The 18,412-nt window shown below is 66.5% G+C and carries 15 protein-coding genes; 7 read left to right on the top strand and 8 right to left on the bottom strand.

Features of this window, described 5'->3' with window-relative positions:
- A partial coding sequence (locus tag G3N93_RS16305; protein WP_241026569.1) for an Ig-like domain-containing alpha-2-macroglobulin family protein occupies nucleotides 1–3,821 on the bottom strand: 3,821 nt, incomplete at its 3' end.
- A 304-nt stretch (nucleotides 3,822–4,125) separates the two neighbouring features.
- On the opposite strand from G3N93_RS16305, the gene G3N93_RS16310 reads away from it, so the two are divergent.
- The 5 genes from G3N93_RS16310 to G3N93_RS16330 all read left to right on the top strand — a co-directional run bounded on the left by G3N93_RS16310 (nucleotide 4,126) and on the right by G3N93_RS16330 (nucleotide 9,306).
- Nucleotides 4,126–4,632, top strand: a complete 507-nt coding sequence (locus G3N93_RS16310; protein ID WP_041493268.1) for a sugar dehydrogenase complex small subunit — start codon at nucleotides 4,126–4,128, stop codon at nucleotides 4,630–4,632.
- Nucleotides 4,632–6,251: a GMC family oxidoreductase gene (locus G3N93_RS16315; protein WP_174937398.1), complete on the top strand. Its 1,620-nt coding sequence runs from the start codon at nucleotides 4,632–4,634 to the stop codon at nucleotides 6,249–6,251. Before G3N93_RS16310 ends, G3N93_RS16315 begins: the two co-directional genes overlap by 1 nt.
- A gap of 2 nt (nucleotides 6,252–6,253) precedes the next feature.
- A complete protein-coding gene (locus G3N93_RS16320) occupies nucleotides 6,254–7,531 on the top strand; it encodes a cytochrome c (RefSeq protein WP_174937397.1) in 1,278 nt (425 codons plus the stop codon).
- A 185-nt stretch (nucleotides 7,532–7,716) separates the two neighbouring features.
- Nucleotides 7,717–8,136 carry a DoxX family protein gene (locus G3N93_RS16325; protein ID WP_175042399.1) on the top strand — a complete coding sequence of 140 codons (420 nt, stop codon included), beginning with the start codon at nucleotides 7,717–7,719 and terminating at the stop codon, nucleotides 8,134–8,136.
- Between the two features lie 63 nt (nucleotides 8,137–8,199).
- The gene (locus G3N93_RS16330) at nucleotides 8,200–9,306 is read left to right on the top strand and encodes a porin (protein ID WP_011354901.1); all 1,107 of its coding nucleotides are present in this window, start codon (nucleotides 8,200–8,202) and stop codon (nucleotides 9,304–9,306) included.
- 86 nt (nucleotides 9,307–9,392) lie between these two features.
- On the opposite strand, the gene G3N93_RS16335 is transcribed toward G3N93_RS16330, so the two are convergent.
- The 3 genes from G3N93_RS16335 to G3N93_RS16345 all read right to left on the bottom strand — a co-directional run bounded on the left by G3N93_RS16335 (nucleotide 9,393) and on the right by G3N93_RS16345 (nucleotide 12,713).
- Nucleotides 9,393–9,935: a cysteine hydrolase family protein gene (locus tag G3N93_RS16335; RefSeq protein ID WP_206133478.1), complete on the bottom strand. Its 543-nt coding sequence runs from the start codon at nucleotides 9,933–9,935 to the stop codon at nucleotides 9,393–9,395.
- A 229-nt stretch (nucleotides 9,936–10,164) separates the two neighbouring features.
- Nucleotides 10,165–11,484 (bottom strand): MFS transporter, encoded by a 1,320-nt coding sequence (locus G3N93_RS16340; protein WP_206133479.1) that lies wholly within the window; start codon nucleotides 11,482–11,484, stop codon nucleotides 10,165–10,167.
- A 44-nt stretch (nucleotides 11,485–11,528) separates the two neighbouring features.
- The gene (locus tag G3N93_RS16345) at nucleotides 11,529–12,713 is read right to left on the bottom strand and encodes a M20 aminoacylase family protein (RefSeq protein ID WP_174937393.1); all 1,185 of its coding nucleotides are present in this window, start codon (nucleotides 12,711–12,713) and stop codon (nucleotides 11,529–11,531) included.
- Between the two features lie 182 nt (nucleotides 12,714–12,895).
- Between G3N93_RS16345 and G3N93_RS16350 the strand changes: the two genes are divergently transcribed.
- Both G3N93_RS16350 and G3N93_RS16355 read left to right on the top strand, forming a co-directional pair.
- Complete coding sequence (locus G3N93_RS16350) at nucleotides 12,896–13,798, top strand: LysR substrate-binding domain-containing protein (RefSeq protein ID WP_174918575.1); 903 nt, start codon at nucleotides 12,896–12,898, stop codon at nucleotides 13,796–13,798.
- Nucleotides 13,799–14,007: 209 nt separating this feature from the next.
- Complete coding sequence (locus tag G3N93_RS16355; RefSeq protein ID WP_006478890.1) at nucleotides 14,008–14,328, top strand: pyrimidine/purine nucleoside phosphorylase; 321 nt, start codon at nucleotides 14,008–14,010, stop codon at nucleotides 14,326–14,328.
- Between the two features lie 89 nt (nucleotides 14,329–14,417).
- Here the strand turns inward: G3N93_RS16355 and G3N93_RS16360 are convergent, their stop codons facing one another.
- From G3N93_RS16360 to G3N93_RS16375, 4 genes are all read right to left on the bottom strand, one after another.
- The gene (locus tag G3N93_RS16360; RefSeq protein WP_174937391.1) at nucleotides 14,418–14,753 is read right to left on the bottom strand and encodes a hypothetical protein; all 336 of its coding nucleotides are present in this window, start codon (nucleotides 14,751–14,753) and stop codon (nucleotides 14,418–14,420) included.
- Between the two features lie 473 nt (nucleotides 14,754–15,226).
- Complete coding sequence (locus G3N93_RS16365; protein WP_174929560.1) at nucleotides 15,227–17,014, bottom strand: chloride channel protein; 1,788 nt, start codon at nucleotides 17,012–17,014, stop codon at nucleotides 15,227–15,229.
- Between the two features lie 20 nt (nucleotides 17,015–17,034).
- Entirely contained in the window at nucleotides 17,035–17,448 is a 414-nt protein-coding gene (locus G3N93_RS16370) for a MarR family winged helix-turn-helix transcriptional regulator (RefSeq protein ID WP_043184389.1), read from the bottom strand.
- Nucleotides 17,449–17,579: 131 nt separating this feature from the next.
- A partial coding sequence (locus G3N93_RS16375; protein ID WP_206133480.1) for a CBS domain-containing protein occupies nucleotides 17,580–18,412 on the bottom strand: 833 nt, incomplete at its 5' end.

The raw sequence follows: 18,412 nt of genomic DNA on the forward strand, positions 1-18,412 counted from the left end.
TCCGTGGAGGTCTCGACGCCGTACGCGCGTCGCCGCAGCATCGCGTCGAGCAGGTCCCAGCTGTTGTTCGGCATCAGTTCGAGCAGCGCCTCGTCGACGGCCGCGACCGCGATCTGCGTGCCGGCCGGCGCGGGCTGGCCGTTCGGCAGCGTGACCTTCACGTGCGCCTGCGCCTTGCTGCGCACCGTGTAGCGCGTCGCGTCGGTCGTCACGGTCACGCCGAGACGGTGCACGCCCGTGCCGACCTTGATTTCACCGAGCCCGTAGCGGAACGCCGGTTTCGACAGGTCGACGAACGCGGTCGGCGCTTCATAGTGACGGCCTTCGCGCCAGAACGCGCGCGCCCATTCGACCGGCGCCTTCCAGCCCCACGTGAAGAACGAGTACCACGGCACTTCGCGAATCCGGCCGCGCAGCGCGAGCACCGACACGTAGACGTTCGGCCCCCACGATTCGCCGACCTTCAGGTCGACCGTCGGATTCTTGCCGTTCAGCTCGACGATGTGCGTTTCCATCACGCCGCCGCGTTCGACCGCGACCAGCGCGGTCGCGTAGCGGAACGGCATGCGCACCTGGAAGCGGGCAGTTTCGCCCGGTTCGTACGAGGTTTTCTCGGGGATCACGTCGATCCGGTCGGTGTTGTCGCCGCCGAACCAGAGTTCGTCTTCGCGCGTGACCCACACCGATGTCGAGGCATTCGACGTGCGGCCGTCGCCGTCCTTGGCGACCGCGATCAACTGCACGTTGCCGGCCTGTTCGAGCGTCGCGTCGCAGGCCATGCGACCCTTGTCGTCGGTCTTGCCCGAGCACAGCACGCCGAGGTCGCGCGTGTCGCTCTTGTTGTCGTACGCATAGAAGCCGCCGACCATCCGCTTGCGCGACGACGTCGTGATGTGCGCAACGCCCTTGATCTCGATCGGCACGGATGCGCGCGGCTTGCCTTGCAGGTCGACCGCCAGTGCCTGCACGGGCACGCGCTGGCCGACCGATACCCAGCGGCCCGCCTTGATGCCGGCCACCACCGCGGCCGGCCACAGGATCGTGTCGCCGCGAATCGTCTGCACTTCGCCGTTCGGGTCGGCGAACGTCGCTTCGAGCGCGATGCGCTTCGGTGCGTCGACGTCCGGCAGCCCCTTGAGCGTGACCGAGCCCGCACCGTTGCGGTCGAGCGTCAGCGGCAGCTTGTCGGCGATCAGCTTCGTCGCGTCGGGATCGTTGTTCGACGCCGATGCGTTGTCGCCATCCTGCGAATCGTCGTCGGCATTGCCGTCGCTCGCTTCGGGACGATACGGCGTGAAGCTGAAATCCTCGAAGCGATCCGCGAACGGCGGCGACGCCCACTTCATCAGCGCCGACACCTGCACGGGCAGGTTCGATGCGCCGCCGCCCGACACGTAGTCGATCTGCACCGCGAGCGGCGCTTCCTTCACGGCGATGAGCGGACTCTTCTGCGCGTCGCGCGCGCCGATCGACCCCTTCAGCACCGGCAGGCGGAACGCCTCGACGCGGAAGCTGCCGCTGTAATAGGTGGCGGTCGGTGCGTCTTCCGGGCCGCCTTCGAGCTCGACGCTGTATTCGCCGAGCTTCGCGGCGGCCGGCAGCGTGAACTGCGTGTCCGCGCTGTGGTCGGCCGCCCACGTGAGCGGCAGCTTGTAGGTCTGGCCGGTGCCGAGATGGCGGATCGTCACGCGCGTCGGGTATTGCGACGGGAACGCGAGGCTCTGCAGCGTTTCGGCACGAATGAAATGCTTCATCGACACGGTTTCGCCGGCACGCAGCAGCGTGCGGTCGAAGACCGTATGCGCGCGCACGGTCCGCGCGCTGTCGGTGTCGGTCGGCACGTTGAAGCGCCACGATTCGATCCCGCGGTTCCAGCCCGAGCTGACGAACGCCATGTCGGGGCCCGTCTTCGGATCGTTCACGCGGGCCGACACGAAGTAGTCGTCGAAGCGCTGCTCCGAATCGGACGAGCTGCATGCGCGCTTCGATTCGAATGCGCCGTCGATCTTCAGCAGGCCCTGTGCATCGGTCTTGCCGGACGCGATCTCGTCGCCGTTGCAGTCCGATACGCGGATCTGCGCGTTCGGCACGGGCTTGCCCTTGTCGAGCGTCGTGACCCACACGAGGTTGTTTTCGCGGCCCTGTTTCAGGTGCACGCCGAGGTTGGTGACGAGCACCGTGGTGCGCACGTACATGCTCGACGGCTTCGCGAGCAGCGAGCGGCCGAGCGCGGGCGACGCGAGTTCGAGCACGTAGAAGCCGGGCTTGTCGATCGGCACGCCGACGACTTCGAACGGGCGCAGCGCCTTCGGGTCCGCCTTCGGCAGCGTCAGCGCCTGCACGCCGGGCTGGCCCTTGAGCAGCGTCAGCGAGCGCACGTCGATGCGGCGATCCTTCGGCGCGGGCGCTTTTTCGCCGGCTTCACGCGGCACGTAAACCGGATGCTGGCCCTTGCGTTCGAGCAGGCCGGGAATCTGGCTGTCGATCGAACCGGCCGTCATCGACCAGTTGTCGAAGCGGTCGACCGTGCGCATCCACTGACGAATCGCGGTGTCGTCGTCGACCTTCAGGTTCGAGAATTGCGCGCCCTGGGTGTTGAGGCCGTCGATATGCAGGTCGGCCTCGACGTTGCGCAGCGTGACGGGCACGAGCGCGGGCGAATCGGGTTCGGCGAAGCGCTCGACGATCCCGAAGGTGCCCGACGAGAATTTCGCGAGCGGCGGCATCGGCGCGGTGCGCGTCGCGAGCGGGAACAGGTCGGCGTTGGACAGCGAGCGGTCGGTCACGTCGCGCAGGCCCGACGGCAGTTCGATCGTCAGGCCGGCCTGTTCGGGCAGCGGCGGGTTGAACGTGACGGTGGTGACTTCCTCGCTCTTGTCGTCGGCCGCGAAGGTCGGCGCGAGCGAACCGTCAGGGCCGCGCACTTTGATGGCCTCGGCGTTCTTGCGCGAGATCGGCGCGTTGAACGACAGCGTGAGCGGACGCAGCGGCGTGCAGGGTGCCTTCGCATTCTCGCGTTCGCACGAGAAGCTCGCGGCGAACGGGGCGCGCACGGTGAAATCGAAGCGCCGTTCCGTTTCGTTCGGGATCCCGCTCGGGCTCGTGACGCCCTTGCCGTACACGAGCTGCATCTTTGCGCTCGCCGGCAGCGCCTGCGCGCACGACAGCGTCAGCACGCGCGCGGCATCTTTCTTCAGCCCGAAGTGATCGAGCAGGGCGTTGCGCGCATCGTCGTCGGCGGCCGTGACCGGAATGCGGTTGCCGATGCCGGCTGCTTCGCACCAGATGTTCGCGAGCGCCGAGCGCGGTTCGGCCGGGCCGTTCAGCTTCAGCACGAACATCTGCCGTTCCTCGATCTCGCGCGAGCCGGGGCGCACATTCACCGGGAACGGGCCGCCCGTCTGGAACGTGAAGCGGCGCGGGCCGCTGGCCGCATTGCCGGCGACCGAGCGCAACGTGTCGTTGAGCGCGACCGAGCATCGCACGCCGGGCGGCAGGTCGTTTTCGAAATCGTAGACCCAGGTCTTGTCGTCGAGCCAGTGACCCTGGCCGCGCGCGGCCGTGGAATCGTTGCAGGTGACGCGTGCGGGATTCGGCGCGGAGGCCGAGCCGAACGCGACCATCGGTTCGTCGAACTTGACGACGCTCTGCCGGACTTCGGTGACGGTGCCTTGCGGCGATACGCTCACCGTGCGCGCCGCGCCCGCATGCAGCGACAGTGCCGTGGCGCCGCCGAGCGCCGCGACGGCGCCGATGCGCCAGAGCAGCCGCGTGGTGTGGTTGGTTCGCTTTGCTTTGTTCTGTTTGTCGTGCTGCTTCATCGCTCGATTGCCCTCGGAGGGAAGCTTTCTGTTTGATTGCACGCGATTCTAACCGACCGACATGCGCGCGCATCGCACCGCACAGTGTGTCGTCGACATGCGACACTGGTGTGCGTGCCGCAGATTTGTCGCGTCGACGATACAAAAATGCAGCGAAATGTCGATTGTCTCGGATTGCGGAACATTTAATGGACTATAAAAAGATTGTTCGATCCGATTTGTGCGCGTACATTTCAGGTCCGCGCCAATGTTTGAGAAATATCAAGCGTGGTTTTCCCGAATCCGGTGTTCGAGAGAAGGAAACATGCACAACGACAACACTCCCCACTCGCGTCGCACGGGCGACGCAGCCGTAACTGGCATCACACGGCGTCAATGGTTGCAGGGCGCACTGGCGCTGACGGCGGCGGGCCTCACCGGCTCGCTGGCGTTGCGGGCCCTGGCAGACGATCCCGGCACCGCGCCGCTCGATACGTTCATGACGCTCTCCGAAGCATTGACAGGCAAGAAGGGGTTGAGCCGCGTGCTCGGCCAGCGCTTCCTGCAGGCCTTGCAGAAGGGCTCGTTCAAGACGGCCGACAGCCTGCCGCAACTCGCCGGCGCACTCGCGTCCGGTTCGCTGAATCCCGATCAGGAAGCACTCGCGCTGAAGATTCTTGAAGCGTGGTATCTCGGCATCGTCGACAACGTCGTGATTACCTACGAAGAAGCATTAATGTTCAGCGTCGTTTCCGATACGCTCGTGATCCCGTCGTATTGCCCCAACAAACCCGGCTTCTGGGCCGAAAAACCGATCGAGAGGCAAGCCTGATGGCCGATACCGATACGCAAAAGGCCGACGTCGTCGTCGTCGGATCGGGTGTCGCAGGCGCGATCGTTGCACACCAGCTCGCGATGGCGGGCAAGTCCGTGATCCTGCTGGAAGCCGGCCCGCGCATGCCGCGCTGGGAAATCGTCGAGCGCTTCCGCAACCAGGTCGACAAGACCGATTTCATGGCGCCGTACCCGTCGAGCGCGTGGGCGCCGCATCCGGAATACGGCCCGCCGAACGACTACCTGATCCTGAAGGGCGAGCACAAGTTCAACTCGCAGTACATCCGCGCGGTGGGCGGCACGACGTGGCACTGGGCCGCGTCGGCATGGCGCTTCATCCCGAACGACTTCAAGATGAAGACGGTGTACGGCGTCGGCCGCGACTGGCCGATCCAGTACGACGACATCGAGCATTACTACCAGCGCGCCGAAGAGGAACTCGGCGTGTGGGGCCCGGGCCCCGAGGAAGACCTGTACTCGCCGCGCAAGGAGCCGTACCCGATGCCGCCGCTGCCGTTGTCGTTCAACGAGCAGACGATCAAGAGCGCGCTCAACGGCTATGACCCGAAGTTCCACGTGGTGACCGAGCCTGTGGCGCGCAACAGCCGCCCGTACGACGGCCGGCCGACTTGTTGCGGGAACAACAACTGCATGCCGATCTGCCCGATCGGCGCGATGTACAACGGCATCGTGCACGTCGAGAAGGCCGAGCAGGCCGGCGCGAAGCTGATCGACAGCGCGGTCGTCTACAAGCTCGAGACGGGGCCGGACAAGCGCATCACCGCCGCGGTCTACAAGGACAAGACGGGCGCCGACCATCGCGTCGAAGGCAAGTACTTCGTGATCGCCGCGAACGGCATCGAGACGCCGAAGATCCTGCTGATGTCCGCGAACCGCGATTTCCCGAACGGTGTCGCGAACAGCTCGGACATGGTCGGCCGCAACCTGATGGATCACCCGGGCACCGGCGTGTCGTTCTACGCGAACGAGAAGCTGTGGCCGGGCCGCGGCCCGCAGGAGATGACGTCGCTGATCGGTTTCCGCGACGGCCCGTTCCGCGCGAACGAAGCCGCGAAGAAGATCCACCTGTCGAACATGTCGCGCATCAACCAGGAAACGCAGAAGATCTTCAAGGGCGGCAAGCTGATGAAGCCCGAGGAGCTCGACGCGCAGATCCGCGACCGTTCCGCGCGCTTCGTGCAGTTCGACTGCTTCCACGAAATCCTGCCGCAACCCGAGAACCGCATCGTGCCGAGCAAGACGGCCACCGACGCGGTCGGCATCCCGCGCCCCGAGATCACGTATGCGATCGACGACTACGTGAAGCGCGGCGCCGTGCACACGCGCGAGGTCTACGCGACGGCCGCGAAGGTGCTGGGCGGCACCGAAGTCGTCTTCAACGACGAGTTCGCGCCGAACAACCACATCACGGGCGCGACGATCATGGGCGCGGATGCACGCGACTCGGTCGTCGACAAGGACTGCCGCACGTTCGACCATCCGAACCTGTTCATCTCGAGCAGCTCGACGATGCCGACCGTCGGTACGGTGAACGTGACGCTGACGATCGCGGCGCTGGCGCTGCGGATGTCGGACACGCTGAAGAAGGAAGTCTGACCGTGCGGAAATCTACTCTCACCTTCCTCCTTGCCGGCTGCCTCGCGCTGCCGGGTCTCGTACGCGCGGCCGATGCGGCCGATCCGGCGCTGGTCAAGCGCGGCGAATATCTCGCGGTCGCGGGCGACTGCATGGCGTGCCACACCGCGAAGGGCGGCAAGCCGTTCGCGGGCGGTCTCGGCATGCCGGTCCCGATGCTCGGCAAGATCTACACGAGCAACATCACGCCCGATCCGGAGACGGGCATCGGCAACTGGTCGGCCGAGGACTTCGAGCGCGCGGTGCGCCACGGGGTGTCGAAGAACGGCGACAACCTGTATCCGGCGATGCCGTACGTGTCGTACGCGAAGATCAACGACGACGACGTGCAGGCGCTGTACGCGTACTTCATGCACGGCGTCGAGCCGGTCAAGCAGGCGCCGCCGAAGAACGAGATCCCCGCGCTGCTGAGCATGCGCTGGCCGCTGAAGATCTGGAACTGGCTGTTCCTGAAGGACGGCGCATACGAACCGAAGCCGGCGCAGAGCGCCGAGTGGAATCGCGGCGCGTATCTCGTCCAGGGTCTCGCTCACTGCAGCACGTGCCACACGCCGCGCGGCATCGCGATGCAGGAGAAATCGCTCGACGAGACGGGCGGCAGCTTCCTGTCGGGCTCGGTGCTCGCGGGCTGGGACGGCTACAACATCACGTCCGACGCCAACGCGGGGATCGGCGGCTGGACGCAGCAGCAGCTCGTCCAGTACCTGCGCACCGGCAGCGTGCCGGGTCTCGCGCAGGCGGCCGGCCCGATGGCCGAGGCGGTCGAGCACAGCTTCTCGAAGATGACGGAAGCCGACATCGGCGCGATCTCGACGTACATTCGCACGGTACCGGCCGTCGCCAGCGGCGATGCGAAGCAGTCGCGTTCGTCGTGGGGCAAGCCTGCCGAAGATGGCCTGACGCTGCGCGGCGTCGCGCTCGCGTCGTCGGGCATCGATCCGGCACGGCTCTATCTCGGCAACTGCGCGACCTGCCACCAGATGCAGGGCAAGGGCACGCCGGACGGCTATTACCCGCCGCTGTTCCACAACTCGACGGTCGGCGCACCGAATCCGACCAACCTCGTGCAGGTGATCCTGAACGGCGTGGAGCGCAAGGCCGGCAGCGAGGACGTCGGGATGCCGGCGTTCCGCCACGAGCTGTCGGATGCGCAGATCGCCGCGCTGACGAACTACCTGACCGGGCAGTTCGGCAATCCGGCCGCGAAGGTGACCGAGCAGGACGTCGCGAAGCTGCGTTGATGCGGCGCGTGACGAAGCAGGGCGATAACTGACAAGAGGAGGAGCACAGCACATCGGGTTGTTGCCCGATGCCGGTTGTTGCAGAGCGGGGCGGGCGGCGCAGGCGGCCGCCCGTCCTGGTTCATTCGCAATCCGGTGCGCCGCGGCTGTTCCAGCGACGCGCATCGTTTTCGTTGATCGACACCATGACACCGAATCAACCGTTTCTCGCGTCCCAGCGCGATGTGCTGCTGCTGCTTGCCCGGATCCTGCTCGTGATCCTGTTCATCATGTTCGGCTGGAAGAAGATCGTCGACTTCCCCGGCACCATCGCGTTCATGGGTTCCGAAGGCGCACCCGCGCCGATCATTTCCGCCGCGATCTCCGTCGTGATGGAGTTGTTCGTCGGGATCGCGATCCTGGTCGGCTTCCAGACGCGGGCGCTTGCGCTGCTGCTGGCGCTCTATACGATCGGCACCGGCATCATCGGCCACCACTACTGGACGATGACGGGCGGCGAGCAGATCAACAACATGATTCATTTCTACAAGAACATCGCGATCGCCGGCGGCCTGTTCGCGCTTTGCGCGGCGGGCCCCGGGCGTTTTTCGATCGATCGCGGATAAACAGACCCGGGGCGCGCGCATGGGGCGCGCGCTGGAAGGTCGAGACTCCGAGGGGGCATCATTTTGCGACTCAAACATTTCGCATGGCTGATCGCGGCTGCCACACCGGCGGCCGCTTTTGCACAGACGAGCGTGACGCTGTACGGCCGCGTCGACGGCGGCATCGAATACCTGAACCACATCGCGAAGCCGAATGGCGGCAGCGGGACCCGCTGGAGCGCCGAAAGCGGCGACTGGGGCACCAGCATGTTCGGGCTGAAGGGCATCGAGGATCTCGGCGGCGGGCTGTCGACGGTCTTCAACCTGGAAACCGCGTTCCAGGTGATGAACGGGCAGACGGGCGGCGGCCGCATGTGGTCGCGGCGTGCGTACGTCGGGCTGAAGAGCAACACGTGGGGCCAGCTGCAGGCCGGCCGCAACCTGTTCATCGACAGCGACGGCGTGTGGGAATTCGACCCGTTCGTGCAGCAGGCGTTTTCGTCGGCCTCGCTCGTGCGCGGCCGTAACTGGCAGCAGACCAGCAACAACATCGAATATCACAGCCCGGTGATCGGCGGCTTCGACGTGCAGGCGCAATACGCGTTCGGCAATCAATCACGCGGCTTCAACTACGGCGCGGCCGACGATTTCGGCCGCTCGGACGGGATCATGATCTCGTACCACTCGCCGTTGCTCGACGTGCGCGGCATCTATGACGAACTGCGCGACAACAACGGCAAGTTCAGCAACATCTTCACCGCGTCGCGCGAGTATTTCGTCGGTGCGAACGTGAAGGTGTCGAAGTTCAAGATCCAGGGCGCGTATACGCACTACCAGGCGCCGGACAGCCCGGCCGGCGTGGCCGATCGTGCCGATCACTACTGGCTCGGCGCGACCTATTCGGCGACGCCGCAATGGGCGGTGACGGGCGGCGGTTACTACGTGAAGGTCGGCGACGGCGGCGGCGATGCGTCGCACGACCCGTCGGGGCACGCGATGATGTATGTGCTCGGCACCACGTACAACCTGTCGAAGCGCACGTTCCTGTATGGCACGGTTGCGTATGTGCGCAACGGCGGCAACTCGAACTTCTCGCTGCTCGCGACGCCGCGTGATGCGACGTCGGGGACGAGCCCGATGACGGGCGAGTCGCAGACGGGTGCGTATGTGGGGATGATGCATACGTTCTGAGCGGGGGCGGTTACTCGACCGGTACGCAACGCACGGGTGGTGGCCGCCCGTGCGTTGTTGCGTTTACGGTGTGTGAACGGCGCCGGTCAGAACACGCAAGCCTCGGTCGTCGTCAGCGTCGCGAACGGCCCCCCAAGCGTCGCGTTGTGATGCGCGACGATCCGCTCGGCCGGCAGCTCCGGCGTGTCCATGCAGGTGTGCGCATCGGTCACGAGCACCGCGCGAAAGCCGTGATCGGCGGCGGCGCGGCAGGCCGTGTCGACGCAGTACTGGGTCTTCATCCCCGCGATGACGATCTCGGCGACGCCGGCTTCGCGCAGCCATTCGGCGAGCCGCGTACCGGCGAAGCTGCTCGACTGCGCCTTGTCGAACACGATGTCGCGCGCCGTATCGATCGCGAGTTCCGGCACCAGCGCGGTCAGCGGCGTGCCGGGTGCGATCGGCGAACCGGCGGGCCCGGTGTGACGCACGGCGAACACCGGCGCACCGGCTTCATGCGCGCGACCGATCAACCGGTTGATGTTCGCGAGCACGCGTTCGCCGTCGTACGGACGCTCGGGGCCATGAAACAGGCCGACCTGCATGTCGACGACGAGCAGTGCGCGTTTCGGGGAAGAGACTTCGGGCATTGCGTTTCTCCTGAGTGACCGATACGGACGGAGAAACGACAAGACCCCGTCCGGAACCGGCGGGGCCTGTGAGGGATGGCGCTACGACCTTGCGCGCACTCGCCGCACGAGCCCGCCGAAGGCGGTCGTGCGCGTCGTGGTCGAGGAGGTGGTCGTGATGTGGCGCATGGAGCGATCATGCACGATGCGCGCGCACCACGTCAATCGCGCATCGTGCGTCGGCCACTCGTCAGTCGAGTGCCTTCCCGGCCTTTTCATCCATGCAGCGCACGGCGAGCAACGTCATCACGCCGCAACCGATCGCGTACCACGCAGGCGCATTCGGATTGCCGGTCGCCGCGATCAGCCACGTGACGAAGAACTGCGCGAAGCCGCCGAAGATCGCGACGCCGATGCTGTACACGAGCGCGCCGCCGGTGGCGCGCACCGCACGCGGGAACAGTTCGCCGAGCATCGCACCCGTCGCACCGATGTTGATCGCATGCACGATCGACAGCGCGGCGATGATCGACAGCAGCGATGCGGCGCCCGGCCAGCGGTTCAGCGCGACGAACGCCGGATAGATCGAGGCCATCAGCACGATGCGCGTCCACCAGACGATCCGGTTGCGCCCATAGACGTCGGACAGGTGGCCGCCGATCGGCGTCACGAGCATCAGGATCGCGCCTGCGACGCAGCCGGCCGTCATCGACAGCCACGTCGGCAGGTGCAGCACCTGCACGCCGTAGATCGCCATGTAGAACACGATGATGTAGTGGATCGACGTGCCGCCGATCGTCACGCCGAGGCCCGCGAACACGGCCTTGCCGTGATGGCGCAGCACGTCGGCGAGCGGCAGCGATGCGACCGGCTCGTCGTGCGTGGCGGCGGGCGCGGCGGCCGGCACTTCCTCGACGGTGCGGCGCAGCCAGTAGCCGATCGGCACGAACAGCGTGCCGATGATGAACGGCACGCGCCAGCCCCAGCTTTCGAGCTGCGCGGCGTTCAGCGACGACGTCAGCGCGACGCCGGTCAGCGCACCGGCGAGCGCGGCGAGCCCCTGGCTCGAGAACTGGAACGATGCGTAGAAGCCGCGGCGATGCTGCGGCGCCTGTTCGAGCAGCAGCGTCGTCGATGCACCGACTTCACCGCCCGACGCGAACCCCTGCAGCAGGCGCGCGAGCACGAGCAGCAGCGGTGCGGCGAGGCCGATCTGCGCGAAGGTCGGCGCAACCGCGATCGTCGCGGTGCCGAGCGCCATCAGCAGCAGCGTGAGGATCATCGCCTTCTTGCGGCCGGCGCGGTCGGCATACATGCCGATCACGAGCCCGCCGAGCGGGCGCGTGACGAAGCCGACGCCGAAGCTCGCCACCGCGAGCATCAATTGCCCGAACTGCGAATGCACGGGAAAGAACAGCTTGCCGATCAGGATCGCGAAGAAGCTGTAGACCGTGAAGTCGTAGAACTCGAGCGCGTTGCCGACGGCGGCGGCCGCGATCAGCCGGCGTTTCTTCGCGGCGGCGCGAGCATCGACCGGCGTGCCGGTGAACGAAAGGGCGGACGTTTCCATGTGGGGCTCCCCCGGTGGGCGCGAAACGATGGGATGAAGGGCCGTCAGGCCGCGAGCCAGGCTTCGGCGATGCGAACCCAGTAGCTCGCGCCGATCGCGAGGATGTCGTCGTTGAAGTCGTAGCCGGGGTTGTGCACCATGCAGCCGCCCTTGCTGCCGATCCCGTTGCCGATGAACGCATAGCAGCCGGGGCGCGCTTCGAGCATGAACGCGAAATCCTCGCTGCCCATCAACGGTGCGGAGTCGGTTTCGACGCGTTCGGCGCCGAGCATCTGGCGCGCGATGTCGGCCGCGAACGCGGTCGGCTCCGCATGATTGACGAGCACCGGGTAGCCATAGTCGTAGTCGACTTCCGCCGTGACGCCGAAGCTTTCCGCCTGGCCTTTCGCGAGCGCTTCGATGCGGCGCGCGAGCAGCGCGCGCACGTCGGCGTTCAGCGCGCGCACCGACAGTTTCATCGTGACGGTTTCGGGAATGATGTTGAACGTCTCGCCGGCCTGCACGCTGCCGACCGTGATCACGGCCGCATGCTGTGCATCGACTTCGCGCGCGACGATCGTCTGCAATGCAACCATGATGCTGCCCGCGGCCGACATCGGATCGCGCGCGAAATGCGGCATCGCGCCGTGGCCGCCGACACCGCGCAGCGTGATCGTCACGCGGTCGGCCGACGCCATCGCGGCGCCGGTGCGGAAGGCCATGTCGCCGGCCGCGCGGCCCGGCATGTTGTGGATCGCGAAGATCGCGTCGCACGGGAAGCGGTCGAACAGGCCGTCATCCATCATCGACTTCGCGCCGCCGAAGTTTTCCTCGGCCGGCTGGAAGATCAGGTTCAGCGTGCCGGAGAACTGGCGCGTGGCTGCGAGGTGGCGCGCCGCGCACAGCAGCATCGCCGTGTGGCCGTCGTGGCCGCAGGCATGCATCTTGTTCGCGTGACGGCTTGCGTACGGCAGGCCCGTGGTTTCCGCGAGCGGCAGTGCATCCATGTCGGCGCGCAGCCCGACCGTGCGCGTGCCTTGCCCTTCGCGCAGCACGCCGACCACACCCGTCTTGCCGATGCCGCGATGCACTTCATAACCCCAGCCGGTGAGCAGCTCGGCGACGAGATCGCTCGTGAGCGTTTCCTCGAACGCGAGCTCGGGGTGAGCGTGGATGCGGCGGCGCACTTCGACCAGCTCGGGTGCGATCGCGGCGATACCGGGGATGACGGGGTTCACGGCTTGCAGCATGGTGTCTCCTGTGGGGCAGGTGGGGCGTTTGGCGCACATATGACGAGCAAGCATATAAATTTCTTTTGTGTACCAGAAGCTGATAAATTGCTTTGGTGCTCACCACCGGTTGCCGCTCGGGAATACCCTGAGCCGGCGTGTGCCGCGCAGCACAGGGTTTCCACGGATCACGCGTCGCCGCCATGAAATACCATCAGTTGAAAGCGTTCGTCACCGTCGCGGAAGAGGGGAGCATTCGCGCGGCCGCGCGGCGCCTGAACGTGTCGCCGGCGGCGCTGACGAAGGCGGTCAAGGAGCTGGAGATCGCGCTCGGCGTGTCGCTCGTCGTGCGCACCGCGCGCGGCGTGCAGCTCACCGCGTTCGGCCAGCAGTTGCAGGTGCGCGCGCGGTTGATCGTCGCCGAAATGCAGCGCGCTCGCGACGACATCGAGCAGGCGCAGGGCGCGATGACGGGCTCCGTCGCGGCGGCGATCACGCCGGCCGCCGCGGTGACGATCCTGCCCGATGCGTTTCGCGCATTCCGGCGCCGCTTCCCGGTGGCGCGCGTCAACCTGATCGAAGGGTTTCCGGGCGTCGCACTGCCGCGCCTGCACGACGGTTCACTCGATTTCGCGGTGGCCGTCGTCGTGCCCGAACTGCTGGCAGCCGAATTCGATCACGCCGAACTCTATGCGAGCCGATCGCTGATCGTCGCCCGCAAGGGGCATCCGCTCGCGTCGGCCACGTCGCTCGCCGATCTCGTCGAGGCCGACTGGCTGATGAACCCGTCGCCGGAAAGCTCGACGCAAGTGCTGTTCAATTCGTTCGTCGCCTACGGGCTGCCGGTGCCGGCGCGCGTCGTCGAATGCCCGAGCTTCGGGCTCGCGCACAGCCTGATGACCGGCTGCGACCTGATCGCATCGATGCCCGAGCAACTGCTGCAGGGCGAGTGGGCGCGCGACCAGCTCGCGGTGCTGCCGATCCGCGAGCGCTTGCCGGGTGTCTCGGTGCAGGTCATCACGCGTCGCGACAGCCCGCTGACGCCGGCCGCCGCGATGCTGCTCGACTGCCTGCGCGATTCCGCGCGGCGCAAGGGCCTGCGGTGAATGGGTGTTCTCGGTTCGCGACCGGAATTGAATCGTTATCCTGACTATCGAGCGCGGGACGTTGACATGATTTGACAGGCACGCGGCTTGCGCAGTGGGCGCGCCATTCCGGCGCATGCCGCGCGAGCCGGTATCATAGCGGCCGGCCCGCCGCTCCGGCCGGCCTCCAACAACATCGCCATCCGGCATCCAGCAATCAGAGGCATTTCATGACCAGTGCAACCCAATTCGACAACGTATCGGTCGTCAAGCGCGCGAACGTCTATTTCGACGGCAAGTGCGTGTCGCATACCGTGCTCTTCCCGGACGGCACGCGCAAGACGCTCGGCGTGATCCTGCCGTGCGCGCTCAACTTCGGCACGGACGCCCCCGAATTGATGGAAGTGCAGGCCGGCAAGTGCCGCGTGAAGCTCGACGGCAGCAGCGAATGGCAGACCTACGGCGCCGGCGAATCGTTCTCGGTGCCGGGCAAGAGCCGCTTCGACATCGAAGTGCTCGAGACGCTCGATTACGTCTGCAGCTACCTGTAACACGCACCCGCGCAGCAAAAGAAAAGCCCCGCCGAAGCGGGGCTTGTCACAAGCGGATGGCGCAAGGCCATCCGGAGCGCCTGTTCTCGTTACAGGCAGGCGTTGATGTCGCCGGCCGACGATGCATCGCCACCGCGGAAACCCACCCAGGTTTTCGCACTGGCGGCGTTGGCCGGGCGCACGATGGCGGCAGCGCCATTCGGCGGCTGCTGGCCCGGCGCATACACGGCCATGGCGAGGCCGTTCGCGAGTTCATACTGCGACGTCACTTGTTGCTGTGACTTGTCGGCCCAGGTCTTGGCGATGCACTGCGCGACCTGGTCGGCGGGTTTCTGGCTTTGTCCCACGTTTTGGAGGGCAGAATCGGCTGCATGAGCAGAAAATGCCACGGTCAATGCGATGAGCGGTAAGTATTTCGCGTTCACGTTATCTCCCTCGAGTCGTGATTGATTGAGTGGGATGCGCAGCAGGACTGCGTAACAGTGAGATTGCATCGGGCGAGCACGGTTCCGGCTATTCCGAAACAAGTTGTTAACGCGCTTGCCAAATGGCGGCTCGGATGCTGTGCACTTTGCTGCGGCACGGCATGCATCGTGTGCGGCACGACGTCATGCGCTGCGTGGTCGGCGCGCTGCCCGGTCGTGTGGTGGCGTGACGGTCGCGGCGAGCGGCATGCGTCTGCATGCCGTGCCGCAACTCATTTTTTGATCGCGAAGTGGAATGGCTGATTGATGGCCCCGTCGCATGAGTACCATGATGACAAACTTTCGTCCGTCGAATTGTTAACCAACTTTAAACACGGGAAGCGGAAGACGATACGGCACGCGAGGGGCGTGCCGCATCGAGCGGAAGCGGTGATGCGAGTGGGGCGTGCGCGGCGAGGGCGCCGCGCGGTGGGTCAGCCGGCCTTGCGCGTGCCGATGTCGCGGAGGTTGGCCGGGACGATCGGGCGGAAGCGTTCGCGCTTCTGCTCGTCGTCGAAGTGCTGGAGCGCGGGCTTGATCAGGTCGCTGCGCGACACGATGCCCGTGATGCGCATCGATTGCTCGTCGTCGACGACCGGCAGGCGTTCGAGGCCGAGCACCGCGAGTCGCGATGCGACGACGCGGCACGTTTCGTGCGCCTGCGCCACAGCAGGCGCGCGGTTGGCGAATGCACCGGAGATCGGCGTGTCGGCTGCGGCCTGGGCGCGCTGCGCATCGAGCGTCGCGCGATCGACGAGACCGAGCAGGCGGCCGTTCTGCACGACCGGGTACGCACGGTGCGTCTGCTTCGCGCCGAAGTACTGCGACTCGACGGCATCGAGCGTCGCTGCGCCGTCGATCGCGACGAGCAGGTCGGCGGACGTCATCACTTCGCCGATGTCGTGCCGCTCGAGCGGATCGACGCCGTATTCGCGATAGATGTGATAACCGCGGCGCGCGATCTTTTCCGTCATGATCGAGCGCTTCATCACGATGGTCGCGAAGCCGTGTGCAACGAGCGTCGCCGCGAGCAGCGGCAGCAGCGCGTTCGCGTCATGCGTGAGGCCGAACGCGAACACGATCGCGGTCAGCGGCGCGCCGAGCGTGGCGCCGAGCGTCGCGGCCATGCACACGAGCGGCCACAGCGCCGGGTCGCCGCCCGGCAGCATCGGCGACAGCACGGTGCCGAGGCCGGCGCCGAGCATCAGCAGCGGGGCGAGCACGCCGCCCGACGTGCCCGAGCCGAGTGCGATCACCCACATCACGGCCTTCACGATCAACAGCGCGAGCGCGATCTTCAATGCGATGTGCTGATGCAGCAGGTCGCCGATCACGTCGTAGCCGACGCCGAGCGCGCGCGGCTCGAGCCAGCCGCCGATGCCGATCACGATCGCGCCGAGCGCGGGCCACCACATCCAGTGCACCGGCAGCTTCGCGAAGGTGTCCTCGACGCGATACAGCGCCGCCGACAGGCCGCACGCGAGCATGCCCGACAGCAGGCCCGCGACGATGCACGACAGCAGCGCGACGGGCGTCGGTGCGGCCGTGGTCAGCGGAAACAGCGGATCGACGCCGAAAAACACGGCGCGGGCAAAACCGGCCACCGCGCAGGCGAGCGCGACCGGCAGGAAGCTGCGCGGGCGCCATTCGAACAGCAGCAGTTCGACCGCGAGCAGCACGGCGGCGACCGGTGTGCCGAACACGGCCGTCATGCCGGCGGCCGCACCGGCCACGAGCAGCGTCTTGCGCTCGGCGGCGGTCACGTGCACGCACTGCGCGATCAGCGAGCCGAGCGCGCCGCCCGTCATGATGATCGGGCCTTCGGCGCCGAACGGGCCGCCGCTGCCGATCACGACGCCGGACGACAGCGGCTTGAGGATTGCGACCTTCGGCGACATGCGGCTCTTGCCGAACAGGATCGCCTCGATCGCTTCGGGAATGCCGTGGCCGCGGATCTTTTCCGAACCGAAGCGCGCCATCATCCCGACGATCAGCCCGCCGATCACCGGGATCACGATCACCCACGCGCCGAGCGTGTTGTTCGCCGGCGAGCGATCGGCGAACGAGAACTGCTGGAAGAAGAACAGGTTCGTGAACAGGTGGATCAGGCTCAACAGCACGAATGCGGCAAGCGTGCTGAGCAGGCCGATCCCGGCGGCGAGCAACGCGATCCTGGGCAGGCGGTCGTTGGTCGCGAAATCGCGTTTGTGTGGTGCGTTCATCGGAGTGGAAAGAGCAAGGGTCAGTAATCGATCTGGGGAACCTGGAACGCGTCCTTGAGCGACTTCAGCTCGGCGCGATGCATGGCCGCGAGACGCGCGAGGAGTGTTTCGCCGGCTTGCTCGAGGTGAACCTCGACCTGCCGGCGATCCGCTTCGCTCGTCTTGCGCTTCACGAGGCCGAGCGCTTCGCAGCGCGTGACCAGCGCGACGACGCCGTGATGCTGTGCCTGCAGGCGTTCCGCGAGTTCGCCGATGGTTGCCCATTCGCGATGCGGATAGCCCTTGATGTGCAGCAGCAGCAGGTATTGCAGCGGCGTCACGCCTTCGCTTTGCGCGGCGCGTTCGGAGAAGCGCTCGAAGCGGCGCATCTGGTAGCGGAACTCGGACAGTTGCTGGAAATCGCTTTTCGCCAGCGCGCGTCGGGTATCGTTCATCGGGGCGGTCGGACAGTCAGTTTCGGTAGCGATGAATATATCACAACATGATATAAATGGCCGAATTCGGGCGGATGGAATGCATTCCGCATTGCGCCGGCCGTTACATGGCGTTACGTGCGCCGCATGCGTTACGCGGCCTCGAGCATTTGCGTCTGCCGATAAAGGCCCGTGACGAGATCCGTCTGAGTAATGATCCCGACGAGCCGGCGCGATGCATCGACGACCGGAATATGGTGGTGGCCCGAATGCGTAAACAGCGGGACGAGCGCGGTGATCGGCATCGTTTCCGGCACGCACGCGACGTCGCGCGTCATCACGGTGGCGACGCTCGCCGGCTGGCCGCCGAACGATTGCGGCAGCCGCGCGGACAGGCGTTGCCACAGCGGGGTCGGACGGCGCTGCTGGCGCGTGAGGTCGGCGCGCGTGACGATGCCGGTCAGGCGGCCTTCGCCGTCGACGACGGGCAGCGCCTTCACGCGGTGACGATCGAGCAGCGTGAGCGCGGCCGTCACCGACGTCGACGGCGCGACTTCGATCGCATTCTTCGTCATCAGGTCGGCACAGGAGAGCTGGCCGAACGTGCGTGTATAGGCCTGCATCTCGGTTTCGCGCAGCAGTGCTTCGAGATCGTCCGGATCGACGTCGAGCCATTCGCCGCGGCGTTTCAGCACCGTGTCGAGGTCGCCGCGCGTGAAGCCGCCGCGCGCCGGTGCGGTACCGCCTGCCTGCGGTTTCGCTTCAGGCCGCACGCCGCCGTGCGGGTAGCGGTGCCCGGTCAGTGCGTGATACGCGAGCGCGGCCGACAGCAGGATGGCCGATTGCAGCGCGATCGGCTCCAGCACGAAGCTGAACCCGAGCGAATGGATCGCCGGGCCGCCGACCACCGCCGTGAGCGCGACGGCGCCCGACGGCGGGTGCACGCAGCGCAGCACGAACATGCCGCCGATCGCGCATGCGATCG

It is taken from the genome of Burkholderia sp. Se-20378 (genome assembly GCF_017104665.1).
Lineage (GTDB): Bacteria > Pseudomonadota > Gammaproteobacteria > Burkholderiales > Burkholderiaceae > Burkholderia > Burkholderia lata.